Raw genomic sequence first — 25,355 nt, 5'->3', positions numbered from 1 at the left:
GCAATCTCCGCTTCTCAATAGCCTGATGTCACAAGGCGAACCAATGTCTTTCCAGCTTTCAGGCCGATTGTTCGGAAAAAGCCCTGGAACTTGGACCTGAACACAACTCACCCGGTGTTGCGAACAGTAAGTTTCGCGCAAGGAAGTTGCTCGCTCAGCGTTCCGATATTGGCGTGCTTTTAGCGTCGCCTTTTTCTGCCTGAGAACTTTCATTCTCTGCGTGTAATCGAGGAATGCCTGAATGAGCCAAGACGAACATATAAGGCGCTACACCGGACCGGCCGCCGGCTGGGGCGCGCTCAAGAGCGTGACCAAGAGCTGGCTGGGCAGCGAGAACGCGGTCAAGAACCTGCGGGCGATGCTCAAGACCAACCAGAACAACGGCTTCGACTGCCCTGGCTGCGCCTGGGGCGAGTCGCCCGAGAACGGCCTGGTGAAGTTCTGCGAGAACGGCGCCAAGGCGGTCAACTGGGAATCCACCGGACGCTCCGTCGACCCCGACTTCTTCGCCAAGCACAGCGTCAGCGCGCTGGCCGGGCAGAGCGACTACTGGCTCGAATACCAGGGCCGCCTGAGCCACCCCATGCGCTATGACGCGGCGACCGACCACTACGTGGAAACCACCTGGGACGAGGCCTTCGCCCTGATCGCCCGGCACCTGAAGGCGCTGAAGTCGCCGGACGAGGCGGAGTTCTACACCTCCGGCCGGGCCAGCAACGAGGCGGCCTTCCTCTACCAGCTGTTCGTCCGCGCCTTCGGCACCAACAACTTCCCCGACTGCTCGAACATGTGCCACGAGGCCAGCGGCCTGGGCATGGCGGAAACCCTCGGGGTGGGCAAGGGCACCGTGGTCTTCGACGACCTGGAGAAGGCCGACGCCATCTTCGTCATCGGCCAGAACCCCGGCACCAACCACCCGCGCATGCTCGAACCGCTGCGCGAGGCCGTGCACCGCGGCGCCCAGGTGATCTGCATCAACCCGCTGAAGGAACGCGGCCTGGAGCGTTTCCAGCACCCGCAGCACCCCTTCGAGATGCTCAGCAACGGCTCGGAGCCGACCAACACCGCCTACTTCCGCCCGGCCCTGGGCGGCGACATGGCGATGTTCCGCGGCATGGCCAAGTTCCTCCTGCAGTGGGAGCGCGAGGCCCAGGCCAACGGCGAGCCGCCGGTGTTCGACCATGCCTTCATCCGCGAGCACACCAGCGGCCTGGACGACTACCTGGCGGCGGTGGACGCCACCAGCTGGGCGCACATCGTCGGCCAGTCCGGCCTGAGCCTGGCCGAGATCGAGCTGGCGGCGCGCATGTACCGCCGCGCCGAGCGGGTGATCATGTGCTGGGCCATGGGCCTGACGCAGCACCGCCACTCGGTGCCGACCATCCAGGAGGTGGTCAACCTGCAACTGCTGCGCGGCAACGTCGGCAAGCCCGGCGCCGGCCTGTCGCCGGTGCGCGGCCACAGCAACGTGCAGGGCGACCGCACCATGGGCATCGACGAGAAGCCGCCGACCTGGCTGCTGGACGCCCTGGAGAAACGCTTCAGGTTCAAGGCGCCGCGTGGCCACGGCGACAACGCCGTACTGGCCATCCAGGCCATGGAAGCCAGGCGCGCCAAGGTGTTCCTGGCCCTGGGCGGCAACTTCGCCCAGGCCACCCCGGACACCCCGCGCACCCACGCCGCGCTGCGCAACTGCGAGCTGACCGTGCACATCGCCACCAAGCTCAACCGCTCGCACCTGGTCACCGGCCGCGACGCGCTGATCCTGCCGTGCCTGGGCCGCACCGAGGTCGACATGCAGGCCGACGGGCCCCAGGGCGTCACCGTGGAAGACACCTTCAGCATGGTGCACATCTCCCACGGCCAGCTGAAGCCGCGCTCGCCGCACCTGCGCTCGGAACCGGCGATCATCGCCGGCATCGCCAAGGCCACCCTGGGCAACCGCCCGATCGACTGGGACTGGGCCATCGCCGACTACGGGCGCATCCGCGACCTGATCGCCGACGTCATCCCCGGCTTCGCCGACTTCAACGCCCGGCTGCAGCACCCCGGCGGCTTCCACCTGGGCAACGACGCGGCCGAGCGGGTCTGGAAGACCGCCAGCGGCAAGGCCCGCTTCACCGCCAGCGAACTGCCGCTGGAACTGGTCAACCAGGCGGTGCTGGCCCGCGGCGAGCGGCCCGACCTGATCCTCCAGACGCTGCGTTCCCACGACCAGTACAACACCACCCTGTACGGCCTGGACGACCGCTACCGCGGGGTGTTCGGCCTGCGCGAGGTGGTCTTCGCCAACGAGCGGGACATCCGCCGCCTGGGCTTCGAGCCGGGCGAGAAGGTCGACCTGGTGTCGCTCTGGGAAGACGGCATCGAGCGCCGCGTCCACGGCTTCCAACTGGTGGCCTACGACCTGCCGGCCGGGCAGGCCGCGGCCTACTACCCGGAGACCAACCCGCTGGTGCCGCTGGAAAGCTATGGCGAGCGCACCTTCACGCCAACTTCCAAGTTCATCGCGATCAGGCTGGAGAAGGCCCGGGAAGACAATCGGATCCATTCGACTGTCGCCTGAGGCGGACTCCCAAACTCCCCGCGAGCCACACGACAGCTGGCGGTGGCCGGAGCCTTGCCATGAAGAACGATCCTCGACAACCAGGCGTTCGTGGAATCGCCCCGCGAGCTGATGGGCGAGCACGACGGCGAAATACCAGAAGGCCGGGGGTGATGGGTATCGCGTCGCTCAACACCATCCTGCGTCGGCATTTCGCCGGCGCCTGCTCATCCGCGAATCACGCCGGGCGGCGTGGCTGGTGAGTCCTGGAACGTAGGAGCAACTGTTCTTGCCGGCTGCGCCGAGGTGCTCTTCGTAGGATGGGTTGAGCTTGCGAAACCCATGCGGCCACGGTGATGGGTATCGCTTCGCTCAACCCATCCTACGGGGCTTCCCTGGAGTTGTAGGACTCCGTCCGCGATTATCCGTACGGCGCTATTTCTTGCCCGGCGTCAACACCACGCTGGCCTCGCTGGTGAGCACCCGGAAGGTGAAGGTCTCCAGGAAGTACAGCTCCACGCTCGTCGCGCTGTGGCTGGCATAGCCGATGGAAATGTCCTGGCCGATGTCCAGCTCGAAGTCCCCGCCGCGCGTGCTGAGCACGAAGCCGCCTTCCAGCGCCGGGGCCCAGATGATGCCGCCGTCCACCTGCTGCTCCATGTGGTGGAAGACCGGGTAGCCCTCGTCGCTGCCGCCGCTCGCTGCGGTATAGGCGTCCGCGCCCAGCACCAGGGCATAGGGCCCGTTGACGCCGGCCAGGCGCAGCTGGCTCAGCGCCTGCGCCACGGCGCCGGAGTAGCCGCGCACGTTGGCCGGCAGCACCACGCCGGCATTGCTGCTGGCCTGGCGGATGCCCTGGATGCCGGCCGCGGCGTAGCCGTCGAACACCGCGCGGTCCTCGGCGAAGGCCAGCTTGCGGGCGGCGTCCTTCAGCGGGTCCCAGTCCGAATCGTCCGAACCGCGCTCCACGTCGTCGATCGCCTGGCGGCTCAGCTCGAAGGGCACGCGCAGCTCGACGATCGCCCGGGCATCGCGCTGGGCGGCCTGGATGCCCTCCGCCGGGGCCTGCAGCGCATGCAGGTGGCCGGTGCCCACCGCGGACAGGCCGAGGCCGCCCGGCGGCGGCACGTCGACCACGCGGCGGGCCGCGAGGTGGCGCTTGAGGGTGCGCGTGGCCTCTTCGTCGATCTGGGCCCAGGCCTTGTCGGAGATGGGGGCGAGTTCACGGTGCAGGTTATTCATTGCCTGATTCCTTTAGTGAGCCAATGCCGAGGGAGCCGTCGCGGGGCGCCAGCGGGGGCACGCCGTCCTGCGCGGGGAGGGCAGGGGCGGCAGCTACGCTGGCGTCCGGGGTTACCTGTTCGATAAAACTGGCCGAAGGCACGAAGAACAGGCTGCCGGTCACCGCGCGGCTGAAGTCCAGCAGGCGGTCGTAGTTGCCCGGGGGCAGGCCGATGAACATGTTCTCGAGCATCCGTTCGATGCGCCGCGGCGAACGGGCGTAGCCGATGAAATAGGTGCCGAACTCGCCCTTGGCGATATCGCCGAAGGGCATGTTGTCGCGCAGGATCTCCAGTTGTTCGCCGTCTTCGACGATCGTGGTCAGGGCGTTGTGCGCGTTGCTCGGCTTGACGGCGTCGTCCAGCTCTATGTCGGAGAGCTTGTGCCGGCCGATGATCCGCTCCTGCTCGGCCACCGGCAGCGCGTTCCACCGGCCCAGGTCGTGCAGGTACTTCTGCACGACGACGTAGCTGCCGGCGACGAAGTTCTCGTCCTCGCCGGCGATCAGGGTGGCGTCCAGCGCGGCCTGGCCCGCCGGGTTCTCCGTGCCGTCGACGAAGCCCAGCAGGTCGCGGGCATCGAAGTAGCTGAAGCCCTGCACCTCGTCGGCGGTGGCCACGGCGTCGCCGAGGCGGGCCATGATCTGCGTTTCCAGCTCGAAGCACAGGTCCATGCGCTCGGCGCGGATGTGGAACAGCAGGTCGCCCGGGGTGGACACGGCGTGGTGCGCGCCCTGGATTTCGCGGAAGGGGTGCAGCTCCCGCGGCCTGGGCTGGCCGAAGAGGCGGTCCCAGGCCGCCGAGCCGAAGCCCATGACGCAGGACAGCAGCCCCTGCGGGGCGCGGAACCCGATGGCCCGCAACAGGCCGGGCATGTCGGCGCACAACGCGCGCACGGCGGTTTCGCCGGCCTGGCCGGGGTTGATCGTCAGCACCAGGAAGATGGCGGCCCGGCTCAGCGGGGCGGTGACCGACTGGGGAACGGCTGTGGACACGCGGTGCTCCTCTTGCAGGCTCATTTCAACGGGTAGGACCGGGCGCCGGAAACGCCGCCCACCTGCTCGCCGGGCGTGAAGCCGGTCGACGACTATCGGCTTGCGACACCGAGGAAGATGCTTCAGTAAAGTTCATGTTGCTTTTGCAGGCCAAGGAAATCGTGCCTGCAAGGTAGATGCATCCGATACGTCGAGAGAGGGAACCGGAACACTGAATCTGGCGCTGCTGCCAACGTTTGCCGCCGACGAGTGGCTATGGGCTCTTCGGTCGGAGCGCACGCCTAACAGGCGCTAACAGCATATAACGGGCGACTTTGGCACTCCTGCCCCATTCTCATGAGCAGTCCCTGTCCTCGCGCCGACGCGCGGGACAGTCAATGCAGGGCTGCTTGGGAAAGGGAGGTTGGGCGGATGACTGAAGGTATCGGCTGCATGAGCCTGGCAGGGCGCTGCAGCAATGCGGAATTCGGTGCATTGCTGGTCCAGGCGCAACAGGGCGGTGGCGAGGCGTCGCCGCGCCTGCTCAAGGCGTTGGTTCCGCTGCTCGTGGCGTTCTTCGAAGGGCAGGTACAGGCCGGGCGGATGCGCGGGGAAGACCTCGGCGAGGTCCTGCGGGCTACGTTGAAGGCCGTGGATTCACAGCGTGCCAGCTATGATCCCGCGGGCCCTTTCCGTGCCTGGCTGCTGGATATCGCCCGGCAGGAGCTGGGCGAATACCAGCGGCGCTCGGCGGCGCAGGTGGTGTTGTCCCAGGCCGACGCCAGGCAACGCCTTTCCCGCACCAGCCGCAAGTGTGCGCGGGTGCTCTGAATCGCCGGGCCCGCCGGTCATCGTTCGCCAGGAAGTACCGATGCAGTCGATCGAGAAGGTTCTCTACACCGCGCACACCCGCACCCTCGGCGGCCGCGACGGCATCGCGCGCAGCGACGATGGCCGCCTGGACCTGCGCTTTTCGCCGCCGGGCGCGCCGGGGCAGGGCACCAACCCGGAGCAGCTCCTGGCCGTCGGCTGGTCGGCCAGCTTCATCGGTGCGCTGCGGCATGCCGCCAACGCCCGGAAAGTCCCGTTTCCCCCCGATGCCACGGTGGAGGCGGACGTGGACCTGGTGCACGGCGAGCACGGCTTCTTCCTGCGGGCGCACCTGGCCATCTCGCTGCCCGGCGTCGAGGCGGAGCTGGCCCGCTGCCTGCTGGACGCCGCCCGGCAGAGCTGCCCGTTCACCAAGGCCACCCGCGGCAACATTCCGCTGCTGCTGAGCCTGCAGTAGACAGGTGCGCATCCTGTGGCGGCGTCCACACGGCCGCTACAGGATGTGCTTGATTGCCCGAGCAAAACGCCTATCCTCGTAGGATTTCCGAGCCCGAGAGAATTTCCCGTGGAGTCCGTAACGGACGCATTGCACGATTCCTTTGACCCGTCCCTCGAGTTCGGTCCCTTCCGCGTCATGCCCGGCAAGCGCCTGCTCAGCCGCGATGGCGAGCCGGTGGAGATCGGCGGCCGCGCCCTCGACCTGCTCATCGCCCTGCTGGAGAAGCCGGGCCAGGTGCTGTCCAAGCGCGAGCTGATCAAGCGCGTCTGGCCCGATGTAGTGGTCGAAGAGGGCAGCCTGCGCTTTCACATGAACAGCCTGCGCCGCGCTCTCGGCGACGGCGAGCAGGGGGCGCGCTACATCGCCACCCAGGTCGGCGTCGGCTACGCCTTCGTCGCCCCGGTGAGCCGGCGCCCGGCCCTGGACGTAGCGCCTTCGGCCGCCCCCGTGGCGCCGCTCGGCGAAAGCGTGGGCGGCCTGCCGCCGCGGGCCAGGCTGTTCGGCCGCGAAGCGGACGTGGCCCTGGTGTTGGAGCGCCTGGCGCAGCCGCGGCTGTTCACCATCGTCGGCACCGGCGGCGTCGGCAAGACCAGCCTGGCCGTCGAGGTGGGCCACCGCGCCGCCGGCGAGCGCCTGGAGCCGGTGCGCTTCGTCGACCTGGCGCAGGTCGAGGACGCGGCGCTGGTGCCTTCCGCCCTGGCCGCCTCGCTGGGCATTCCCGTGCAGGTCGAGGACCCGCTGTTCGTGCTGCTCGCCCACCTGCGCGGGCAGCGGCTGCTGCTGATCATCGACAACTGCGAGCACCTGGTGGACGCGGTGTCCGCCGTCGCCGAGCGCATCGGCGAGGCCGCGCCCGGCGTCGCGCTGCTGGCCACCAGCCGCGAGCCGCTGCGGGTGCGCGGCGAGCAGGTGCACTGGCTGGGGCCGCTGGGCTTTCCGGCCGACAGCGAGGGGCTGAGCCTGGAGCAACTGCTGGCATTCCCGGCGCTGCGGCTGTTCGTCGAACGGGCGAAGGCCGGCAACGCCTCGCTGGCGCTGGAGGAGGGCGACGCCCAACTGGTCGCCGACATGTGCCGGCGCCTGGACGGCATGGCGCTGCCGATCGAACTGGCGGCGATGCGCGCCGCCAGCCACGGGGTCAAGGCCACCCACGCCCTGCTGGGCGAACGCTTCTCGCTCGGCTGGGCCGGCTGGCGCACCGCGCAGCCGCGCCACCAGACATTGCGGGCGATGCTCGACTGGAGCTACGACCTGCTCAGCGCCCCGCAGCGCCTGGTGTTCGACCGCCTGGCGGTGTTCGTCGGGCCGTTCTCGCTGCAGGCGGCCTCGCAGATCGTCGCCGATGCCCGGATCGACGAGCTGGAAGCCGCCGCCACCCTGGACGAACTCGCCGCCAAGGGGCTGGTGACGGTCGACCGCAGCGAAACGACGGTCACCTACCGCCTGCTGGAAATGACCCGCGCCTACGTGCGCGACAAGCTGCCGGCCCACGGCGCGGCCGAGATGCACAGCCTCGGCTTCCGCCATGCGCTTTTCTACCTGAAGCTGCTGGAGGGCCTGGGCAGCTCGCCGGAAGACATCTTCGACGGTTGCGCGCGCCTGGCCAGCCAGCTCGGCAACATTCGCAGCGCCCTGGAATGGAGCTTCGGCCCCCAGGGCGACCCCGGCCTGGCGCTGCCCCTGGCGGCGGCCAGCGCGCCCCTGTTCCTGCACTTCTCGCTGCAGGTGGAATGCCGCACCTGGTGCGCGCGGGCCACCGAGCTGCTGGAGCTGGGCTACCACGGCACGCCCACGGAAATGGAACTGCAGGCCGCGCTGGGCCTGGTGCTGATGTTCACCCGCGGCAACAGCGGCGCGGCGGAAACCGCCTTGCTGCGGGCCCTGGACATCGCCGTGGCGCTGGACGACCGCTGGGCGCAGCTGCGCCTGCTGGGCCGCCTGCAGATCTTCTACGAGCGCATCGGCGACTTCGCCTCGTCGCTGTCCTGGGCCGAACGGGCGCTGGCGATCGGCGACAGCCTGGGCGAGCCGGAGGCCATCGCCGTCGCCGCCTCGCTGGCGGGGATTTCCCACCACCTGCTGGGCGACCAGCGCCTGGCGCGCCAGGAACTGGAGCGCTCGCTGCGCAACAGCCTGCCCTCCGAGCGCAGCCGGACCCTGCACTACGGCTTCGACCACCACAACCGCACCGGCCTGGCGCTGGCGCGCACGCTGTGGCTGCTGGGCTTCCCGGACCAGGCGCGGCGCCTCGCCACGCAAGTGGAGGCCGAAGCCGCGGAGCTGAAGCACCCGGCCACCTACTGCATCGCCCTGGTGTGGACGCTGTGCATCCACATCTGGAACGGCGACCTGGCGCAGGCCGAGGCGAGCCTGCAGGCCTTCAGCCAGATCGCCCACGCCAATGCCTTCGCCCCGTACGTGGCGGCCTCTCTGGGCCTGCGCGGGGCCATCGCCATCCGCCGCGAGCAGCCCGGCGACGCGGTGCCGCTGCTGGAGGAGAGCCTGTCGCGGCTGCAGGGCATGCGCTACGAGCTGCTGACCACCTCCTTCGAGATTTCCCTGGCCGAAGGCCTGATCCTCGATGGGCAATACGCGCGGGCCCTGGCGGTGATCCAGCGCAGCGTCCAGCACTGCCGGCGCAGCGGCGACGCCTTCGCCCTGCCGGAACTGCTGCGCTTGCAGGCTCAGGTGCTCAAGGCGCTGGGCGAGGGCGCCGCGGCGGTCGATGCCGTGCTCGACGAGTCGCTGGCCCTCGCTCGCCAGCAGGGCGCGCGGGCCTGGGAGCTGCGCGCGGGCATGGATCGCGCGAAGCTGCACCTGGAGCAGGGGCGCAACGCGGAGGCGGCGCAGTTGCTCGATGCCTGCGCGCTCAGCGAAGGCTTCGACAGCCTGGACATGCGCCAATTGGCGCAGTTGCGCCAGCGGCTGGGCTGAGGCGGGTAGGGCGCACACTTCTGCACGTTGCAGAAGAGTGCGCCCTATATAACGAAACAGAACTGTTTACCTTAACTGGCCACTGTATTCATATCCCGCCTGTTTATTCTTTTTTATCCGGCACCGGAAGGCTTCGAACAACTTTCCTATTACCGGGCGACACCTTCGTATCATGGTTGGCGGTTGCATAACTTGGTTTGATGGGTTGGCGTTTTCCCTTGTTTGTTCATTGCGCCAATCATCCAGGACAAAACCATGAAAAAGCTCACGACAGCCGCTGGTGCGCCGGTGGTCGACAACAACAATTCGCAGACCGCAGGCCCCAGGGGCCCGGTGCTGCTGCAGGACGTCTGGCTGCTGGAAAAGCTCGCGCACTTCGACCGCGAGGTGATTCCCGAGCGGCGCATGCACGCCAAGGGCTCGGGCGCCTATGGAACCTTCACCGTCACCCACGACATAAGCCGTTATACCAAGGCCCGGCTGTTTTCCGAGATCGGCAAGAGCACCGAGGTTTTCGTGCGCTTTTCCACCGTGGCCGGGGAACGCGGCGCCGCCGATGCCGAGCGTGACATTCGCGGGTTCGCCATAAAGTTCTATACCGAACAGGGCAACTGGGACCTGGTGGGCAATAACACGCCGGTATTCTTCCTGCGCGATCCGTTGAAGTTCCCCGACCTCAATCATGCGGTCAAGCGCGACCCGCGCACCCATCTGCGCAGCGCCGAAAACAACTGGGACTTCTGGACCCTGCTGCCCGAAGCCCTGCACCAGGTCACCATCGTCATGAGCGACCGCGGGCTGCCCCGCTCGTACCGGCACATGCACGGCTTCGGCAGCCACACCTTCAGCTTCATAAGCCCGCGGAACGAGCGCTCCTGGGTGAAGTTCACCTGGAAGACCCAGCAGGGCATCGAGAACCTCACCGACCAGCAGGCCGAAGCCCTGGTCGGCCGCGATCGCGAAAGCGCCCAGCGCGACCTGTATGGCAGCATCGAGGAAGGCCGCTTCCCGCGCTGGACGCTCTATGTGCAGATCATGCCGGAGGCGGACGCGGCGACCTGCCCGATCAATCCCTTCGACCTGACCAAGGTCTGGCCGCACGGCGATTACCCGCTGATCGAGGTCGGCGTTCTCGAACTCAACCGCAACCCCGCGAACTACTTCGCCGAGGTGGAGCAGGCGGCCTTCAGCCCGGCCAACGTGGTGCCCGGCATCGGCTTCTCGCCGGACAAGATGCTGCAGGCGCGGCTGTTCTCCTATGGCGATGCGCAGCGCTACCGCCTGGGCGTCAACCATCACCAGATTCCGGTCAACGCGCCGAAATGCCCGTTCCACAGCTATCACCGGGATGGGCAGATGCGCACCGACGGCAATGCCGGCAGCACCCTGGGCTACGAGCCCAACAGCTACGGGCAGTGGCAGGAGCAGCCGGACTTCAGCGAACCGCCGCTGGCGCTGCAAGGCAGCGCGGGCCACTGGGACCATCGTGAGGACCAGGACTATTTCTCCCAGCCCGGCGCGCTGTTCCGCCTGATGACCTTCGAGCAGCAACAGGCGCTGTTCGACAATACCGCGCGTTCGATCCAGGGCGCCTCGGCGCAGACCAAACAGCGGCATATCGATAACTGCAGCAAGGCGGACCCGGCGTACGGAGCGGGCGTGGCAAGCGCCATCGAACGGCTGGGCCGGGCCTAGTGCCCGGGGCAGAAGCGGCAGCGGCCGCTTCTGCTTCCCATAGAAACGGCCGCGCGCCCATCCATGGGCGCGCGGCCGGTTCGCAGCGGATCTAGCCCGGAATCGACTCGTCGCCGAAGGCCTGGACTTCTTGCACCAGGCCCTGGGCGGCCAGGGCCACCAGTTGCTGGCCCTTTTCGATGGAGGCTTGCGCCGGGTCCGAGCCCATGCGGCCGTCCGGGTGGCGCGCGCGGAAGTCGAGCGCTTCGCGGATGGGGCCCCAGTTGGCGATCCGTGGCGAATACTCGGCGGACTTGATGAAGTCCGGATAGGCCCACTGGGTCACGGCGACCTCGGTGGGCGTGGCATGGATGCCGTGGCCCGTGGGGAACTGCTCCCGCGCCAGGGCATCGACGCCTTCCAGGTCCCACCAGTTGCACAGCTTCAGGGCGAAGCCGGCGCGGCGCCGGGCGAAACTCGCCTCGGCATAGAGTTCCGAGAAGGCCGCCTCGATCGAGGCGATGTTGCCGCCGTGGCCGTTGAGAAAGAAGATTTTCTCGAAGCCGTGGCCGGCCAGCGAGCGCACCCAGTCGCCGATGGCGGCCATGAAGGTCGAGGGCCGCAGCGAGATGGTGCCGGGGAAGCCCAGGTGGTGCTGGGCCATGCCGATGTTGAAGGTCGGGGCGATGAGGATGTCCGCCAGCTTCTGCGCTTCGCCGGCGATGATCTCGGGGCACATCCAGTCGGTGCCCAGCAGGCCGGTGGGGCCGTGCTGTTCGTTGGAGCCGATGGGGATGACGATGGTGCGGCTGCGTTCGAGAAACTGGCCGATCTCGGCCCAGGTCGATAGATGCAGGAACATCTGGGGTCTCTCCTTGGAAAGGTTCCTGGCGGAACCCGGTGGGGTGGGGTTCGAGGCGCGGGGCCCTGTCTGTAGCGGCCGGGACGTAATATGCTTCCGGCCCTGCATTCGGCGCCGCTTGCGCAGGTCGATCAAAGCACCCGGATGTCGCTTCGGCGATTGCACGATGGTGTCGGTCGATACTTAGGTATGCACGCAAGGGTATGGCCGAGCAGCGCTTCGAACCGCGCGTCAAAAAGGAAACAGGCTGCGTGCCCAAGGCTATGAACAACAATGCTGCAATGGCCCCGTCCCCGTGGGGCGTCGTCGGCCTGTGCATGCTCTTCAACGTGATCGACGGGCTGGACGCGATGGCCATGGCCTTCACCGGCGGCAGCGTGTCGGCGGAGTGGGGGCTGAATGCGACCCAGCTCGGCATGCTGCTCAGCGCGAGCCTGGTGGGCATGGCCTGCGGCTCCTTCATCAGCCCCCGGGCGGACCGCTACGGGCGCCGGCCCTTGCTGCTGGCGGGCCTTTCGCTCAGCGGCGTCAGCATGTTGCTGTCGTTCTGCAGCCCGAACCACCAGGTGCTGATGCTTCTGCGCATGCTGACCGGCGTCGGCACCGGCGCGGTGCTGGTGGGCGCCAATGTGCTGGCCCATGAGTACACCGGGGCGCATCGGCGTAGCCTGGCCATCGCCCTGCAATCCCTCGCCTTCGCGCTGGGCGTGAGCCTGGGCGGCCTGCTGGCCCACCTGTTCAACGAGTGGCTCGGCTGGCGCTACGTGTTTCTCGCCGGCGGCGCGGCCACGCTCGCGGCGGTGGCCGCGGGTGCGCGCTGGCTGCGCGAGTCGCCGGAATTCCTGGCCCTCGACCGGCAACCGAATGAAGGGGCACGGCCATCGCGAGGCGCGGAATACCGGCAGCTGTTCGCGCCCGGCCAGTGGCAGCTGACCCTTTCGCTGGCCCTGGGGCTGTTGCTGCTCATGTTCGGCTATTACTTCGTGATGAGCTGGACGCCGACGCTGATGGGGTCATGCCGAGATAAAGGCAAAATTAGGACATTTGGCTTCTAAGCTTTTGATTTTAAAGTGGTCTTTCGGAAAACTTTTTCGCCAACCCGCTAGCCCATGATCCAGGGCTATGCTAGGTCGTTAGTTTGTCTGGGGGGACATGCTAATGGCTTCAGTCGAGCGCACTGCGTATCCTGTTCTGCCGAACCAAGTCGCGGCCAAGGAACTTCATCGAAGCTACACCCTCTCCGAGGCGGAAGCCGAATGGATCAGCCGTTCCGCCAAGAGTCCTGCTCTATCGGTTGGGCTGGCTGTTCAACTCAAGGTTTTCCAACAGCTGCACTACTTTGTCCCCTTAGACGAGATTCCCCAAGGAATTATCGATCACGTTCGCCAATGCATGCGCTTCGGCACCCGCACCGTTCCCCGTTACAGCAATGCCCGCACGCTTTATCGCCATCAGGTCGCCATTCGCCAGTTTCTTCAGGTGACCCCCTTCTACAATAGTGATGGCTTAGCGCTCACTGCGCAGATTGCGGAAGAATGTGCCCAAGTGCTCGAGCAGCGGGTTGACCTTATCAATGCGATGATCGAGGAATTGATTCAGCGCGGCTATGAGCTGCCCGCCTATTCAACCCTGAACAATGCCGCTGAGACGGCTCTGGCGAATGCACAGGAAGCCACATTCAATCTGGTAGTAGCCAGAACACCTATCGAGGTGATCTACCGGCTCAAGGAGCTGCTCGACACTGATTTCGGGCGCCGGCAAAGCGACTTCAACGCCCTCAAGCAGGCACCCAAGAAGCCGTCTCGCAAGCATCTTGAGGTGTTGATTGACCACCTTGCCTGGCTGGATAGCTTTGGCGACCTGGACACCATTTTCGAGGGAATCGTTGAGACGAAGATTCGGCATTTCTCTGCTCAGGCCGCCGCTGCCGACGTTTCGGAACTGAAGGACTGCTCACTGCCTAAACGCTACACCCTGATGCTGGCGCTGATCTACCGGATGCGGGTACGTACGCGGGATCACCTGGCGGAGATGTTCATCCGGCGAATTTCCACCATTCACAAGCGCGCCAAGGAGGAGCTTGAGCAAATCCAGGTGCGGCAACGGCAGAAGCTCGAGCGTCTGGTAGCCACCTTGGCCGGTGTGTTGCAAATCCTGGCTCAGGAGCCGGATGACCAGGAAGCTGGCAGCCTGATCCGTGAATACCTTTGCCCGGAGGGCAAACTGGACCAGTTTCGCGAAGCCTGCGCGGAAGTTCAGGCCACGGGTGGAAATAACTACCTGCCGCTGATTTGGCGACACTTCAAATCCCATCGTTCGCTTTTGTTCCGCCTGAGCCATTTGCTCCAGTTGGAGCCTACCACCCAGGATCGCTCCTTGATCCAGGCCCTGCACTTGATTCAAGACAATGAGAACTTGCACCGCGAATGGATCGATGAGCACGTGGACCTGTCCTTTGCTTCAGAGCGCTGGGCTAAGGTCGTACGCCGGCCGGCCAGTGAAGGGCCGCCAACCAATCGCCGTTACCTGGAGGTGTGCGTCTTTTCGTATCTGGCCAGCGAGCTGCGTTCCGGCGATCTGTGCGTCAAGGGCTCCGAATCGTTCGCGGATTACCGCGAGCAGCTCCTGCCGTGGAGCGTATGCTTGGAGCGCCTACCAGCTTATTGCGAGAAGGTCGGCCTGCCAGGTACGGCCAAGGCGTTTGTCGCGGCCCTCAAGTCCCAGTTGGAGGAAAGTGCACAGCAGTTGGACGACAAGTTCCCCTCCTGCCGCGGCGATGTGTCGATCAACGACGCTGGCGAACCGGTACTGCGCCGCGTGATAGCCCGGGATATCCCACCCTCGGCCATCTCCTTGCAAACCGCAATTGTTCAACGCATGCCGGCGCGGCATGTACTCGACATCATGGCCAACATCGAGCACTGGATACAGTTCAGCCGGCATTTCGGCCCGATGTCCGGCAACGACCCCAAACTCAAGGCGCCGGCTGAGCGCTATTTGATGACCATCTTCGCTATGGGGTGCAATCTAGGTCCCAACCAGGCGGCCCGACATCTGGCCGGCAATGTCACACCACACATGCTTTCCTACACCAATCGCCGGCATCTCTCGTTGGAGAAGTTGGACAAAGCCAACCGCGAGCTGGTGGAACTTTACCTGCAGCTCGATCTGCCCAAGCTCTGGGGGGACGGCAAGGCGGTGGCAGCCGATGGCACTCAGTTCGACTTCTATGACGACAACCTGCTAGCGGGTTTCCACTTCCGCTATCGGAAGCTGGGCGCGGTAGCCTACCGGCATGTGGCCAACAATTACATCGCGGTGTTCCAGCACTTCATCCCGCCCGGTATCTGGGAAGCGATTTACGTGATCGAGGGCCTACTAAAGGCCGATCTCAGCGTGGAAGCCGACACCGTGTACTCTGATACTCAGGGTCAGTCCGCCACGGTGTTTGCCTTCACTCACCTGCTGGGCATCAACCTAATGCCTCGAATCCGCAACTGGCGCGACCTGGTGATGTGTCGGCCGGAGCGAGGTGCTTCCTACAAGCACATCAACCGCCTATTTACCGATACGGCCGACTGGCACCTGATTGCAACCCATTGGCAGGACTTGATGCAGGTGGCGCTGTCGATCCAGGCCGGCAAGATTTCCTCGCCCATGTTGCTACGCAAGCTGGGCTCCTACAGCCGGCGCAACAAGCTTTACCATGCGGCTCAGGCGCTGGGCAGCGTGATCCGGACGATCTTCTTGCTCAACTGGATTGGCAGCCGCGAGCTGCGCCAGGAAGTTACCGCCAACACCAACAAGATCGAGTCCTACAACGGTTTCTCCAAGTGGCTGTCATTCGGTGGCGATGTGATCGCCGAGAATGACCCGGACGAACAGCAGAAAAGGCTGCGCTACAACGACATGGTGGCCTCGTCGGTGATCCTGCAGAACACCGTGGACATGATGTGTATCCTGAAAAAACTGGCGCGTGACGGGTGGCGGTTTACCGATGAGGATGTGTCTTTCCTCAGCCCTTACCTCACCAACAATGTGAAGCGGTTCGGCGAGTTCAACCTCAAGCTCAACCGCCCTCCGGAAGCCTGGATCAAGGACTCAGTGTTCCAGCAAGCTGCCGGCTCGCTCCGGGGCGGAACGCCCAACCAGGCTTCCATGGAGGAAACCCCATGATCAACATCCCTCCCGCTTCGTTTCGCGTCACGCCCTATGGTGAGGTGGATGCCGCTGCACTGGATCAGCTACGCGACAGCTTTGACACGTCCCAACTCCGACGCCTAGTAGAAGGTCTGGATGCGTGCCTCGCTGAAATGGGGGGTGTCATCGCACTGCGGGACGGGCTACTGAGACTTCACGCAATGGCGCTGACCATTGTCGAAGGTGCTGCCCTGGCCGTATCGACCGAGAACGCATGCATCTGGGCTGAAGCAGACTCCGTGCAGCTGGACCTCGATGCTCTGGCATCATGGGTTCGTGATACTCAGGATTGCCTCACTCGCTTAGTCGAACTCAGGCCAGACCACGAGCATTAGCGTGGTTCGTGTCATAGGTGAATTGAAGAGGTAAAAGTTCGGCCTTGGCGCAACGGCTAGTCAGTTGAAGAATGGCAGCGCGTGTCGCCGGATGTCTGCAATGGCTCCGGGCTGCGTTAAAGCAGCGAAGCGCTATCAGCGGGACCGTGTCTGACAGCCCCCAATCAGAGCAAAATCATGAAAGCGAAAGCGCGCAATCAACGGGAAAAAAAAGCGGCCAGCGTCCTCTCGGTAGACGAGTATGAGCAGGAGCTGCGTCTTCTTCAGATTGAGTTGGTAAAGCTGCAGCGGCATTTCCTCTGCTGTTGCAGCGAAAAGATTTTGGTCATTTTTGAGGGGCGTGATGCTTCAGGAAAGGATGGGACCATCAAGCGCATCGTTGAGCATCTCAGTCCACGGGATACGCGTGTAGTCGCACTTGGGAAGCCGTCAGATCGAGACCGCGGTGCCTGGTACTTTCAGCGCTATGTTGCGGAGCTTCCCACTACAAGCGAGCTCACCCTGTTCAACCGTAGTTGGTACAACCGAGCGGGTGTGGAACACGTTATGGGCTTCTGTACCGATGAGGAGTACGAGGAGTTCTTGTCGAGTGTTTCGGAATTTGAAGGCATGCTTGTGCGCTCGGGGATTCACTTGGTCAAGTATTACCTCGACATTTCCAAGGATGAGCAGAAGCGCCGTCTTGAGTCGCGCCGCAGCGATCCCTTGAAGCAGTGGAAGGTCAGCCCTATCGATGAAAGGGCTGTGAGTCTGTGGAAGAAGTACAGCAAGGCTCGAAACGAAATGTTCGCTCGCAGTAACGATGTGGTGCCTTGGAGTGTCGTACGGGCAAATGAAAAGCGCGTTGCAAGACTGAATGTCATTAAAGACTTGCTAAGCCGTTTACATTACGCCGAAAAGGATAAAAGTCTTGTCCAGCCCAATCCGCAGATTGTGTTCCCCTATGCAGAAGCGCACCTTGTTAGTGGAGCGATAGCAAAGTGAAGTTGGGGCTATGCAGAAGGCCAGGCGAAAACTCATGCTCAATAGGTGTCCGCGCCACTCTACGAGCGGCGCGCACGCGGAAAGAGTCCGAACGTTCGTCGAGGATGCTAAGGTCAAAAATCGCGCCTAATGACAAGCGACCAGTCTCTCGGTTGAGATTGAGCCCCATCAGACAGGGCGGGCCCTACATTTCTCTTGGTAGCAGTCGGGTTACTTGATCATCCCGCGACAGAATTGCTTAGCACTTTTCGTGCTTGATTGCGCTTCTCTGTAACTCCGCTGCAGGCGCACTGCCATCCGATTTTTGAGCCACAAGAGTCGCTCCAGAAGAAGTCTGTCGAGCCAGTTCCATTTTGGCAAAGGTTCGATCGCCGCCACTTTCAGCCATTGCCAGGGAAGAAGCGGCCAGAGTAGCGATTGCGAAAATAACTTTCAGAGGTTTCATGTATTGCATCCTTATGGGAACAGTGGGTCTATAGCACTTGAGCAGCATGCTCAAGTGAATACTACCTAGACGATCCTGATATAAGGATGAGCCGAAAATTACATTCCAGTAATTTTTAACTACTTTGCTGTGAGCGGGTTACACAGTGGCGCGTGCCTTTCCGGCTCACAAAGTTTGGTGAGAATTGGCTGGGGTCGCAATTTTCTTGAGATGGCATCCTGCCTGAAATAGGCGACAGGATGGTATTGACCGATTGCCGGGCAAAAAAGTTTATACGAAGAGAAAGCTGACGTTAGATAGACCACTGCCAGTAAACAGAATAAGAAGAATAGTCTGCTACTGGCAGTATCTATGTCACTCGACTGCCATATCCATTTCAGGACTCAGTGTCCCGAGCCAAGCAACGAGACTGACAATGGCAATCGCCACAGCAAACTCCAGAACGATGCTACGTCGCAGTGCGCTAATAGCCGGGGCATAACGCCCCGTCTCTAAGGAGCGATCAAGCAGCGGGCTGAGGCGAAAGCGGTTCGCCGCGGCGAGGACTAACATGCCTCCAAAGAGCGCGATCTTTAGCGCTAGCAATGAGCCGTAAGTGCTCTTCATCACACCGCTGATCTCTGGACCAACAATGAGTACGTAGTTGGCAATACCGGTGATGGCCAAGCTGGCGACGATCAACGCCCCTGCTGACTCGAAACCAGTCAACGTCCGAGACAGTAAGCGCAGATGCTGCTCCCCATCAAGTTTCTTGGAGCGGAGCAACAACACGAACGCCACCAATGCGCCAAGCCAGCCGCCAGCACCGAGAAGATGGGTGATGTCGCTGGTAAAATGTACATAGCGCAAGAGACCTTCATCCATGGCGCCATGCCCAGTCCAGGCCAAGGTAGCGAGCGCTATGGCGCCCAATGCGGAAGTCAGGACCAGACTCAAAGTGGGTGCGCGCTTGCTGAAAATCGCGGCCACCGCAGCCAGCAGCAGGGCCGCGACTCTAACCATCCAGGTCAAACCCACATCGGTGCCGGTCAAGATCATCTGCAGAATATGGTGGTGTAGTTCGGAAAAACTGGAAACACCACTCATTACCTTTGCCATCTGCAGCATTGCTGCCACAGATAGCAAGATGCCGATCAAGGCGGCCCACAGCAATATCGACTCAAAGTTGAAGACTGCCCCGCTAATCCGCTCTTGTCCCTTGAGGCTGTAAAGCCCGAACAACGCCAGACCGAAAAGCATAATCAAGTCGATATACAGGGCGAAACGTAGAGCGATAGTGACGGGGTCGCCCATGGCTTACTTCACCTTGAAGGTTACAGCGCCAGTAATCGGATGCGTATCAGAGGACACGGCTCGCCATTGGACTTTATAAGTTCCGGTGGTAAGAGGAGCTGCAGGCGTGATCAGCATGACGGTCGGATCAGCACTACCCGAGACAGCAGCTTTTACGCCCATGGGGGACGACATGGCCATACCGGGCATTTCTGTCATGACGATCTTGGCACCTGAGAGCTGCGTCAACAGCTTCTCCGAGAAGTGCAGTTCGATCTTGGCCGGCGCCGCGACAGTGCTCCCCTCAGCAGGAGAGGAGGAAAGCAGTTTCGGGTGTGCCTGGACAGCCGCACTCAGCAACATTCCGGCGCCGAGCGCAGCTACAGCAATGAGAGCTTTAAATTTTTGCATGCAAGACTCCTCGCGGCATAGACCGCTACGTTTATTTATCTATTGAGGTACGACGAGTGCAGCGGATGGTCGGTTAGAACCACATACGTACGCCGACGACCAGACGCGTATCGTTAGAGTCCGCGCCCTCTTCGCTGGCGTAGTCCGCTGTTTTTCCGTAGAGGTGATTCCAGGTGACGCCTATGTATGGCGCGAACTCTCGGTAGACCTCATAACGAAGCCGCATCCCGACTTCTGAATCTGAGATGCCTGACCCCGTGCCGCGCCGCGGGTCATTCTGGCCGTAGAGGTTCACTTCAGCTGTCGGCTGCAGGATCAAGCGATTGGTCAAGAGGATGTCGTAGTCTCCCTTGAGTCTCAGTGCGCTTTGACCGCCTTCTCCCAAGAATGCGGTGGCCTGGGTTTCGAAGTCATACAGAGCCAAGCCTTGGATGCCGACGGCGGCCCAGGTTTGCGGAGAGCCAGGTTTGAAGTCCTGCCGCACGCCGCCGACCACATCCCACCAAGGACCGACTGAGTGTCCCCATAGGGCCTGCAACTCGGCCTTCTCAGTAACACCATTGAGCCGCTCTCCTTCAGAGCGCAACCAGAGGCGATCGACATTGCCGCCGACCCATCCGTTCGCCTCCCAACTGAGGGCGCTGCCTTGATTTGCGTCCTGCCACTCCAACTGATCGATGACGAACAGTGAGTTCAGTGCTTGCCCACCCATGTGATGGTCCATGCCGCCCTTGTACACAGCAGCACGGTCAGCATCGGTTAGCACAGGGATTGGCGTGCGGCTTTCCGTCGGTGCAGCGGGCTGCATCCCCTGCATATCGGAGTAGTCCCCATCCTGCATCTGCGAATGATCCATTCCCTGCATTTGAGAGTGGTCCATCCCCTGCATCTGGGAGTGGTCCATCCCCTCCATCTGGGAGCCATCCATGCCCTGCATCGGCTCTTCAGCACGGACGCCAGCCAAAGGAAGCAAACTCATTCCAAGGATCGCAAGGCCGGCCAAAACGGGGTAGCGAGTCTGTTCAAAGTCCATGCTCTTCTCCTATTCCTGCACTCGCACTTCACGAAACATACCCAGCTCCATGTGATACATCAGGTGGCAGTGATAAGCCCACCGACCGAGCGCATCGGCCGTTACGCGATAACTGCGCTTTGACCCCGGGGGCATGTCGATGGTGTGCTTTCTCACCATGAAGTTGCCCTGCTCATCCTCCAAATCACTCCACATGCCATGCAAATGGATGGGGTGCGTCATCATGGTGTCATTAACCAGGGTGATCCGAACTCGCTCTCCGTACTTGAGGAGGAGCGGCTTGGCATCGGCGAATTCAATACCATCAAACGACCAGGAGAACTTCTCCATGTGGCCGGTCAGGTGTAACTCAATGGTGCGAGATGGGACCCGCCCATCAGGATCGTCAAAGGTGCTCTTGAGATCGGCATAGGTCAGCACCCGACGACCATTGTTGCGCAAGCCGATACCGGGATCGCTGAGCTTCGCTGTTGGGCTCATGGTCTGCATATCGACCAAGGGGTTGTTGGCTTCCGACGCTGGATGGGACTGCATTGCTGCGCCCATTCCCAGCATCTCGCTGTGGCCCGGGTTAGACATATCCATGCCAGCCATGTCGCCATGGCTCATGCCGGACATGTCCATGCCTGCCATGCTGCCGTGATCCATGCCGGACATATCCATGCCTTCCATGCCGCCCATCCCCATATCGTCCATGGTGATTTGTGGGCGTGGGTCCAGTGTCGGCACTGGGGCGCTGATCCCTTCCTTGATAGCCAGGGTGCCTCGGGCGTAGCCAGTACGATCCATGGATTGGGCAAAGATGGTGTATGCGGCCTGGTCTGTCGGCTCGACGATGACGTCATAGGTTTCAGCAACAGCCATGCGCAGCTCATCGACACTGACTGGTTGGATCGGCTGGCCGTCAGCCGCCACGACCGTCATCTTCAGTCCTGGGATTCGAACATCGAAGTAGGTCATTGCAGAGGCATTGATGAAGCGCAGTCGGATCTTCTCTCCGGGCTTAAAGATACCCGTCCAATTGGTATCGGGCGCATGGCCGTTCACGAGATAGGTATAGGTATAACCACTGACATCAGCGAGATCGGTAGGGCTCATCTTCATTTCAGCCCACATCTTGCGGTCGGCGATAGTCTTCGACCAACCCTTCTCGCTTACATCATCAATGAAATCCCCGACAGTGCGCTTATGGAAGTTATAGTAACCGGAATCCTTTTTCAGTTTGGCAAGGACGCGAGCGGGATTCTCATCCGACCAGTCGCTTAGCATAACGACATAATCACGATCACAAGAAAACTTCTCCGGCTCTTTGGGGTCGATGATTAAAGGACCGTAAACACCAACCTGTTCTTGGAAGCCAGAGTGGCTATGGTACCAGTAGGTGCCGTGCTGCTTGACCTTAAACTTATATTCGTACATGCCATCAGGAGCAATCCCCTGGAAGCTTAGGCCCGGAACGCCATCCATGTTGGTTGGAAGAATAATTCCGTGCCAATGAATGGAAGTCTCTTCTTTCAGGCGGTTGCGAACGCGTATCGTAATGGTATCCCCTTCGCGCCAACGCAATGTTGGCCCCGGAAGCGATCCGTTGATAGTCATTGCTGTACGAACTGCTCCAGTCAGGTTTACTGGAGTCTCACCAATGAACAGGTCAAATTCCGTACCAGCAAGTACCGTCGGTTGCGTCGGGCTAGAAAGAGCCCAAACTGGCGTACGCCACAAACCAAGCCCGCCGAGAATACCTGTCGCAGCAAGGCCCTTAACGAAAGTCCGTCTTGACGTTTTATTCTGCATTCCGCTACGACCCTGCCAGGAGAAATCAAACAATCCAATTTATAGAGCGATTTTTGAGCTGATCTTCAAGTGTGTCTCATGTCACCCATGACGACCTGCAGCTCAGATGTCATTGATAAATTTGCCATATTTAGGCAGTTGCAATGATTACATTTCTGTAAGGGTTTGCCCCTGTCGCTGCCGGTCTGGCCTGTGGAATCGATGGCCGCTTGCTACCAGCAGCTGTTGCTAGCCGTTTGAGACTGCGCCTTTACGCCAGCGGCTCTAGTGTCGCGAGAGGCTCTGATTTCATCTAGTTAATGGCAACCTGTCCTACCATCCCTTTCTGGTAATGCCCAGGGATGTTGCAGGCAAATTGCAGGCCAGAGGCCTTGCTAAAGGTCCAAACCAGTTCTTTGGTCTGACCTGGCTCAATCAGGACGCTGTTGGCATCACTGTGGTTCATGCTTGGCATTTTCATGTCATGCATGTCACCTTCCATGCCAGCCATGTCATGGTCGGCATCGTTAACTTTCATTGCGGTGAGATAACCACTCTTAAACATCTCAACCATTTCCTTCTGATGCGCTAAGTGCGCCGCTGAGGTGCCCAGGTTGAATTCATGAAGCACCAGCCCCTCATTTTTCAAAACAAATCGGACAGTCTCGCCATCTTTCACGTCAATACGAGACGGCTCGAAGTAAAGGTCACCAATCTTGACTTCGATCGTTCGATCTGCCTTTTCCGGCGCGCCACGATGTCCGAAGTCGAAATTAGCGGCTTTCTCACTAGCCATCGAAACTGCCGACAGGGCCAATAAAGAAATACAAACTATTAGATTCGAAAATTTGGCTTTCATAGAACACCTCTCAAACGAATCGTTAATTAAAATACAAATACAGTTAAATCTAAAATCATGAAGGTTGCATCAGCGCTTGAGCGACGGCACTGGTTGCTAAAAAAACGGCGCCGGATTGGCGCCGCTTGGCCAAAGGAGCCTTAAGGGGATCTCGCCAATCGTCGCAGCTCACCTGCTTAGATGGCCCCAGACGATGACTCGCTCTAGCAGTCATCTAAACCTTAGCGCTACCTTCCTTACCCTCGGCTTATGCTCAGATTACATTTTTGTCAGTATCTGGTTGGTGGCGGCCAGTAGCGGCACACTCCCAGCATTGTTCAGCCATGAGTCAGAAAAATGAGACTTCTTGTCGCGGAAGACGAACCCAAGATTGGCTTGTACCTGCAGCAAGGACTGAGTGAGGCCAGCTTCAATGTTGACTTGGTCAGCTCAGGCACTGATGCGCTCCAGCATGCCCTCGGCGAGTCGTACGACCTGCTCATCCTGGACGTCATGATGCCTGGCCTAACCGGATGGGAGGTGCTGCGCATGGTGCGGGCCGCTGGAAAGGAGGTTCCGGTGTTATTCCTGACTGCTCGCGATGGCGTGGATGATCGCGTCAAGGGGCTTGAGCTGGGCGCCGATGATTACCTGGTCAAGCCGTTTGCCTTTGCCGAACTCTTGGCGCGTGTACGCACGTTGTTGCGGCGCGCAACCGGGACGCCGGCCCAAATGACCTTGAAAATTGCCAATCTCGAGGTGGACCTCCTCAAGCGCCGGGCGATGCGCGCTGGCGTGCGGATAGACCTGACCGCCAAGGAGTTCTCGCTGCTTGAACTGCTGATGCGGAGGCGCGGAGAGGTTCTGCCGAAATCGCTGATTGCCTCTCAGGTATGGGACATGAACTTCGATAGCGATACGAACGTTATCGAGGTGGCGGTGCGGCGGCTTCGGGCCAAGATCGATGATGATTTTGAGCCCAAGCTGATCCATACGGTTAGAGGCATGGGGTACATGCTCGAAGAGCCCGAGGAGCAATGAAACGACTATCTCTAACTGCGCGCATGAGCTTGATGTTCATGCTTGCGGTGGTGTCCGTTTTAATCATTACCGGAGTTGGCTTCAGTGAGCTCAGTCGCCGGCATTTCTGGACGCAGGATCAGCAGACGATCAGCGAGAAGCTCGATTCTGTTCAGCAAATTCTCGTGGCATCGAATGCGAGCCAGGCGAACAGCCACATTGCGTTGGAGTTGAACGCTCTACTTGGCGCGCACCATGAACTGGAAGCGGTGATTACCACCACTGACGGTAAAGTCCTCTTTTCAGATTCAAACATTACGGATTTACCAGCTGAGTTTTCGCAGGTAAACGCCAACATGTGGGAGTGGGAGCATGATGGTCGACTGTACAGGGGCATGACTGCGCGGGTTGGGCCGCCGTCTGGACCTCAGTCGGCAAAAGCAATCCTGGTATTGGACGTCACCAGTCATGCACACTTTTTCATGACGCTAGAGCGTTGGTTCTGGATAGGCCTAGCCATCAGCGCAATTGCCAGTGGTGCCTTAGGAGTCGTGGTTGTCAGGAGTGGATTGCGACCAATTCGCCAGGTAACTTCGGTAGCAGCATCGATGTCCGCAAAGTCCCTGAAAGAGCGCATTCCACTGGCTCCAGTCCCCGCTGAGCTTCAAGAATTGGTAAGTTCTTTCAATGACATGCTGTCTAGGCTAGACGATTCGTTTGTGCGTCTCTCCAATTTCTCGGCTGACATTGCCCATGAGCTCCGCACCCCGATCACAACGCTGCTCACGCATACTGAGGTGATTCTCAGCAAGAAACGCCATATTGAGGACTATGAGGAAAATCTCTATTCCAATCTTGACAGCCTGAATCACATGTCACGAATGATTGATGACATGCTCTTCCTAGCTAAGTCTGACAATGGCCTTATCAGGCCTAATACTGCAAAAATTCATCTCGATGAAGTTATTCTAAAGCTCTTCGAATACTACAGCCTGCTTACAGAGGAACGTGGCATCGAGCTTCGCCTTAACGGCAGAGCGTGTATTCAAGGCGATAGTCTGATGCTGCATCGAGCAATATCCAATCTGTTATCGAATGCGGTTCGTTACACGCCAGCGGGTGCAGCAATCGACGTGACTATAGAGAGTCGTGCTGATGCCGTGACGCTTTCCGTGATTAACCCCGGCGATACAATTCCCGCCGAGCACCTGAAGAAGCTATTCGATCGCTTTTACCGCGCAGACCCCGCGCGCCGCGAGGGAGATTCGCATAACGCAGGCCTTGGCCTAGCGATTTCACGCTCCATCGTCGAGGCCCACCACGGGCGCATCTGGTGCACCTCGACAGAGGGTTTGACAGCGTTCCACTTGGAGTTTCCGTATCGTACTTAATGGTGCGCGGTCCCTTTTAAACGGCGCGTCTTATTGAGCTCAAGGCGCGCCTGT

Annotated in this window: 20 protein-coding genes; 11 read left to right on the top strand and 9 right to left on the bottom strand. The window is 61.4% G+C overall.

Annotated elements, in window-relative coordinates; all coding sequences use genetic code 11:
* The first annotated feature begins 241 nt into the window (after nt 1-241).
* Nucleotides 242-2,566: an FdhF/YdeP family oxidoreductase gene (locus tag IG194_RS30420; protein WP_058489814.1), complete on the top strand. Its 2,325-nt coding sequence runs from the start codon at nt 242-244 to the stop codon at nt 2,564-2,566.
* 414 nt (nt 2,567-2,980) lie between these two features.
* Here the strand turns inward: IG194_RS30420 and IG194_RS30415 are convergent, their stop codons facing one another.
* Together IG194_RS30415 and IG194_RS30410 are read right to left on the bottom strand one after the other, a co-directional pair.
* Nucleotides 2,981-3,787, bottom strand: a complete 807-nt coding sequence (locus IG194_RS30415) for a family 1 encapsulin nanocompartment shell protein (protein ID WP_043316778.1) — start codon at nt 3,785-3,787, stop codon at nt 2,981-2,983.
* The gene (locus IG194_RS30410) at nt 3,780-4,844 is read right to left on the bottom strand and encodes a Dyp-type peroxidase (protein ID WP_176707167.1); all 1,065 of its coding nucleotides are present in this window, start codon (nt 4,842-4,844) and stop codon (nt 3,780-3,782) included. Before IG194_RS30410 ends, IG194_RS30415 begins: the two co-directional genes overlap by 8 nt.
* Before the next feature lie 387 nt (nt 4,845-5,231).
* On the opposite strand from IG194_RS30410, the gene IG194_RS30405 reads away from it, so the two are divergent.
* The 4 genes from IG194_RS30405 (at nt 5,232) to IG194_RS30390 (ending at nt 10,758) form a co-directional block, all read left to right on the top strand.
* Nucleotides 5,232-5,630: a hypothetical protein gene (locus IG194_RS30405; protein ID WP_058489813.1), complete on the top strand. Its 399-nt coding sequence runs from the start codon at nt 5,232-5,234 to the stop codon at nt 5,628-5,630.
* Nucleotides 5,631-5,670: 40 nt separating this feature from the next.
* Nucleotides 5,671-6,087 (top strand): organic hydroperoxide resistance protein, encoded by a 417-nt coding sequence (locus IG194_RS30400; protein WP_043272823.1) that lies wholly within the window; start codon nt 5,671-5,673, stop codon nt 6,085-6,087.
* 108 nt (nt 6,088-6,195) lie between these two features.
* Entirely contained in the window at nt 6,196-9,063 is a 2,868-nt protein-coding gene (locus IG194_RS30395; protein WP_058489812.1) for an ATP-binding protein, read from the top strand.
* Nucleotides 9,064-9,318: 255 nt separating this feature from the next.
* Nucleotides 9,319-10,758 carry a catalase gene (locus tag IG194_RS30390; protein ID WP_176707168.1) on the top strand — a complete coding sequence of 480 codons (1,440 nt, stop codon included), beginning with the start codon at nt 9,319-9,321 and terminating at the stop codon, nt 10,756-10,758.
* Between the two features lie 91 nt (nt 10,759-10,849).
* Here IG194_RS30390 and IG194_RS30385 read toward each other — a convergent pair whose 3' ends face one another.
* On the bottom strand, nt 10,850-11,599 hold the full coding sequence (locus tag IG194_RS30385; protein WP_058489811.1) for a creatininase family protein: 750 nt from the start codon (nt 11,597-11,599) through the stop codon (nt 10,850-10,852).
* A gap of 203 nt (nt 11,600-11,802) precedes the next feature.
* Here IG194_RS30385 and IG194_RS30380 point away from each other — a divergent pair, with 203 nt between their 5' ends.
* From IG194_RS30380 to ppk2, 4 genes are all read left to right on the top strand, one after another.
* Nucleotides 11,803-12,654, top strand: a complete 852-nt coding sequence (locus IG194_RS30380; protein WP_058489810.1) for an MFS transporter — start codon at nt 11,803-11,805, stop codon at nt 12,652-12,654.
* A gap of 103 nt (nt 12,655-12,757) precedes the next feature.
* On the top strand, nt 12,758-15,775 hold the full coding sequence (locus IG194_RS30375; RefSeq protein ID WP_019486717.1) for a Tn3 family transposase: 3,018 nt from the start codon (nt 12,758-12,760) through the stop codon (nt 15,773-15,775).
* Entirely contained in the window at nt 15,772-16,134 is a 363-nt protein-coding gene (tnpC, locus tag IG194_RS30370; RefSeq protein ID WP_019486718.1) for a Tn3 family transposase post-transcriptional regulator TnpC, read from the top strand. The genes IG194_RS30375 and tnpC overlap by 4 nt, the downstream gene beginning before the upstream one ends.
* A gap of 177 nt (nt 16,135-16,311) precedes the next feature.
* Nucleotides 16,312-17,118, top strand: a complete 807-nt coding sequence (ppk2, locus tag IG194_RS30365) for a polyphosphate kinase 2 (protein ID WP_019486719.1) — start codon at nt 16,312-16,314, stop codon at nt 17,116-17,118.
* Between the two features lie 238 nt (nt 17,119-17,356).
* On the opposite strand, the gene IG194_RS30360 is transcribed toward ppk2, so the two are convergent.
* The 6 genes from IG194_RS30360 to IG194_RS30335 form a co-directional block, all read right to left on the bottom strand.
* The gene (locus IG194_RS30360) at nt 17,357-17,563 is read right to left on the bottom strand and encodes a co-regulatory protein PtrA N-terminal domain-containing protein (protein ID WP_079744283.1); all 207 of its coding nucleotides are present in this window, start codon (nt 17,561-17,563) and stop codon (nt 17,357-17,359) included.
* Between the two features lie 354 nt (nt 17,564-17,917).
* Nucleotides 17,918-18,856, bottom strand: a complete 939-nt coding sequence (gene copD, locus IG194_RS30355; protein ID WP_054906864.1) for a copper homeostasis membrane protein CopD — start codon at nt 18,854-18,856, stop codon at nt 17,918-17,920.
* Nucleotides 18,857-18,859: 3 nt separating this feature from the next.
* Nucleotides 18,860-19,246, bottom strand: coding sequence for a copper homeostasis periplasmic binding protein CopC (copC, locus tag IG194_RS30350; protein ID WP_054906865.1), 387 nt, complete (start codon nt 19,244-19,246; stop codon nt 18,860-18,862).
* 73 nt (nt 19,247-19,319) lie between these two features.
* Nucleotides 19,320-20,279 (bottom strand): copper resistance protein B, encoded by a 960-nt coding sequence (locus IG194_RS30345; RefSeq protein ID WP_082996306.1) that lies wholly within the window; start codon nt 20,277-20,279, stop codon nt 19,320-19,322.
* A 9-nt stretch (nt 20,280-20,288) separates the two neighbouring features.
* Nucleotides 20,289-22,073, bottom strand: a complete 1,785-nt coding sequence (locus tag IG194_RS30340; protein ID WP_054906867.1) for a copper resistance system multicopper oxidase — start codon at nt 22,071-22,073, stop codon at nt 20,289-20,291.
* Between the two features lie 292 nt (nt 22,074-22,365).
* The gene (locus tag IG194_RS30335) at nt 22,366-22,911 is read right to left on the bottom strand and encodes a plastocyanin/azurin family copper-binding protein (RefSeq protein WP_054906868.1); all 546 of its coding nucleotides are present in this window, start codon (nt 22,909-22,911) and stop codon (nt 22,366-22,368) included.
* Between the two features lie 336 nt (nt 22,912-23,247).
* Between IG194_RS30335 and IG194_RS30330 the strand changes: the two genes are divergently transcribed.
* Nucleotides 23,248-23,931 carry a heavy metal response regulator transcription factor gene (locus tag IG194_RS30330; protein WP_058489809.1) on the top strand — a complete coding sequence of 228 codons (684 nt, stop codon included), beginning with the start codon at nt 23,248-23,250 and terminating at the stop codon, nt 23,929-23,931.
* On the top strand, nt 23,928-25,301 hold the full coding sequence (locus tag IG194_RS30325) for a heavy metal sensor histidine kinase (RefSeq protein ID WP_058489808.1): 1,374 nt from the start codon (nt 23,928-23,930) through the stop codon (nt 25,299-25,301). The genes IG194_RS30330 and IG194_RS30325 overlap by 4 nt, the downstream gene beginning before the upstream one ends.
* The last annotated feature ends 54 nt before the right edge of the window (nt 25,302-25,355 follow it).

Origin of the sequence: Pseudomonas sp. ADPe, from assembly GCF_014843515.1 — a bacterium.
In the GTDB taxonomy this organism is placed as follows: Bacteria; Pseudomonadota; Gammaproteobacteria; order Pseudomonadales; family Pseudomonadaceae; genus Pseudomonas; species Pseudomonas citronellolis.
The sequence above is the reverse complement of the archived record's forward strand: the minus strand, read 5'-3'. Positions and strand labels throughout refer to the sequence as shown.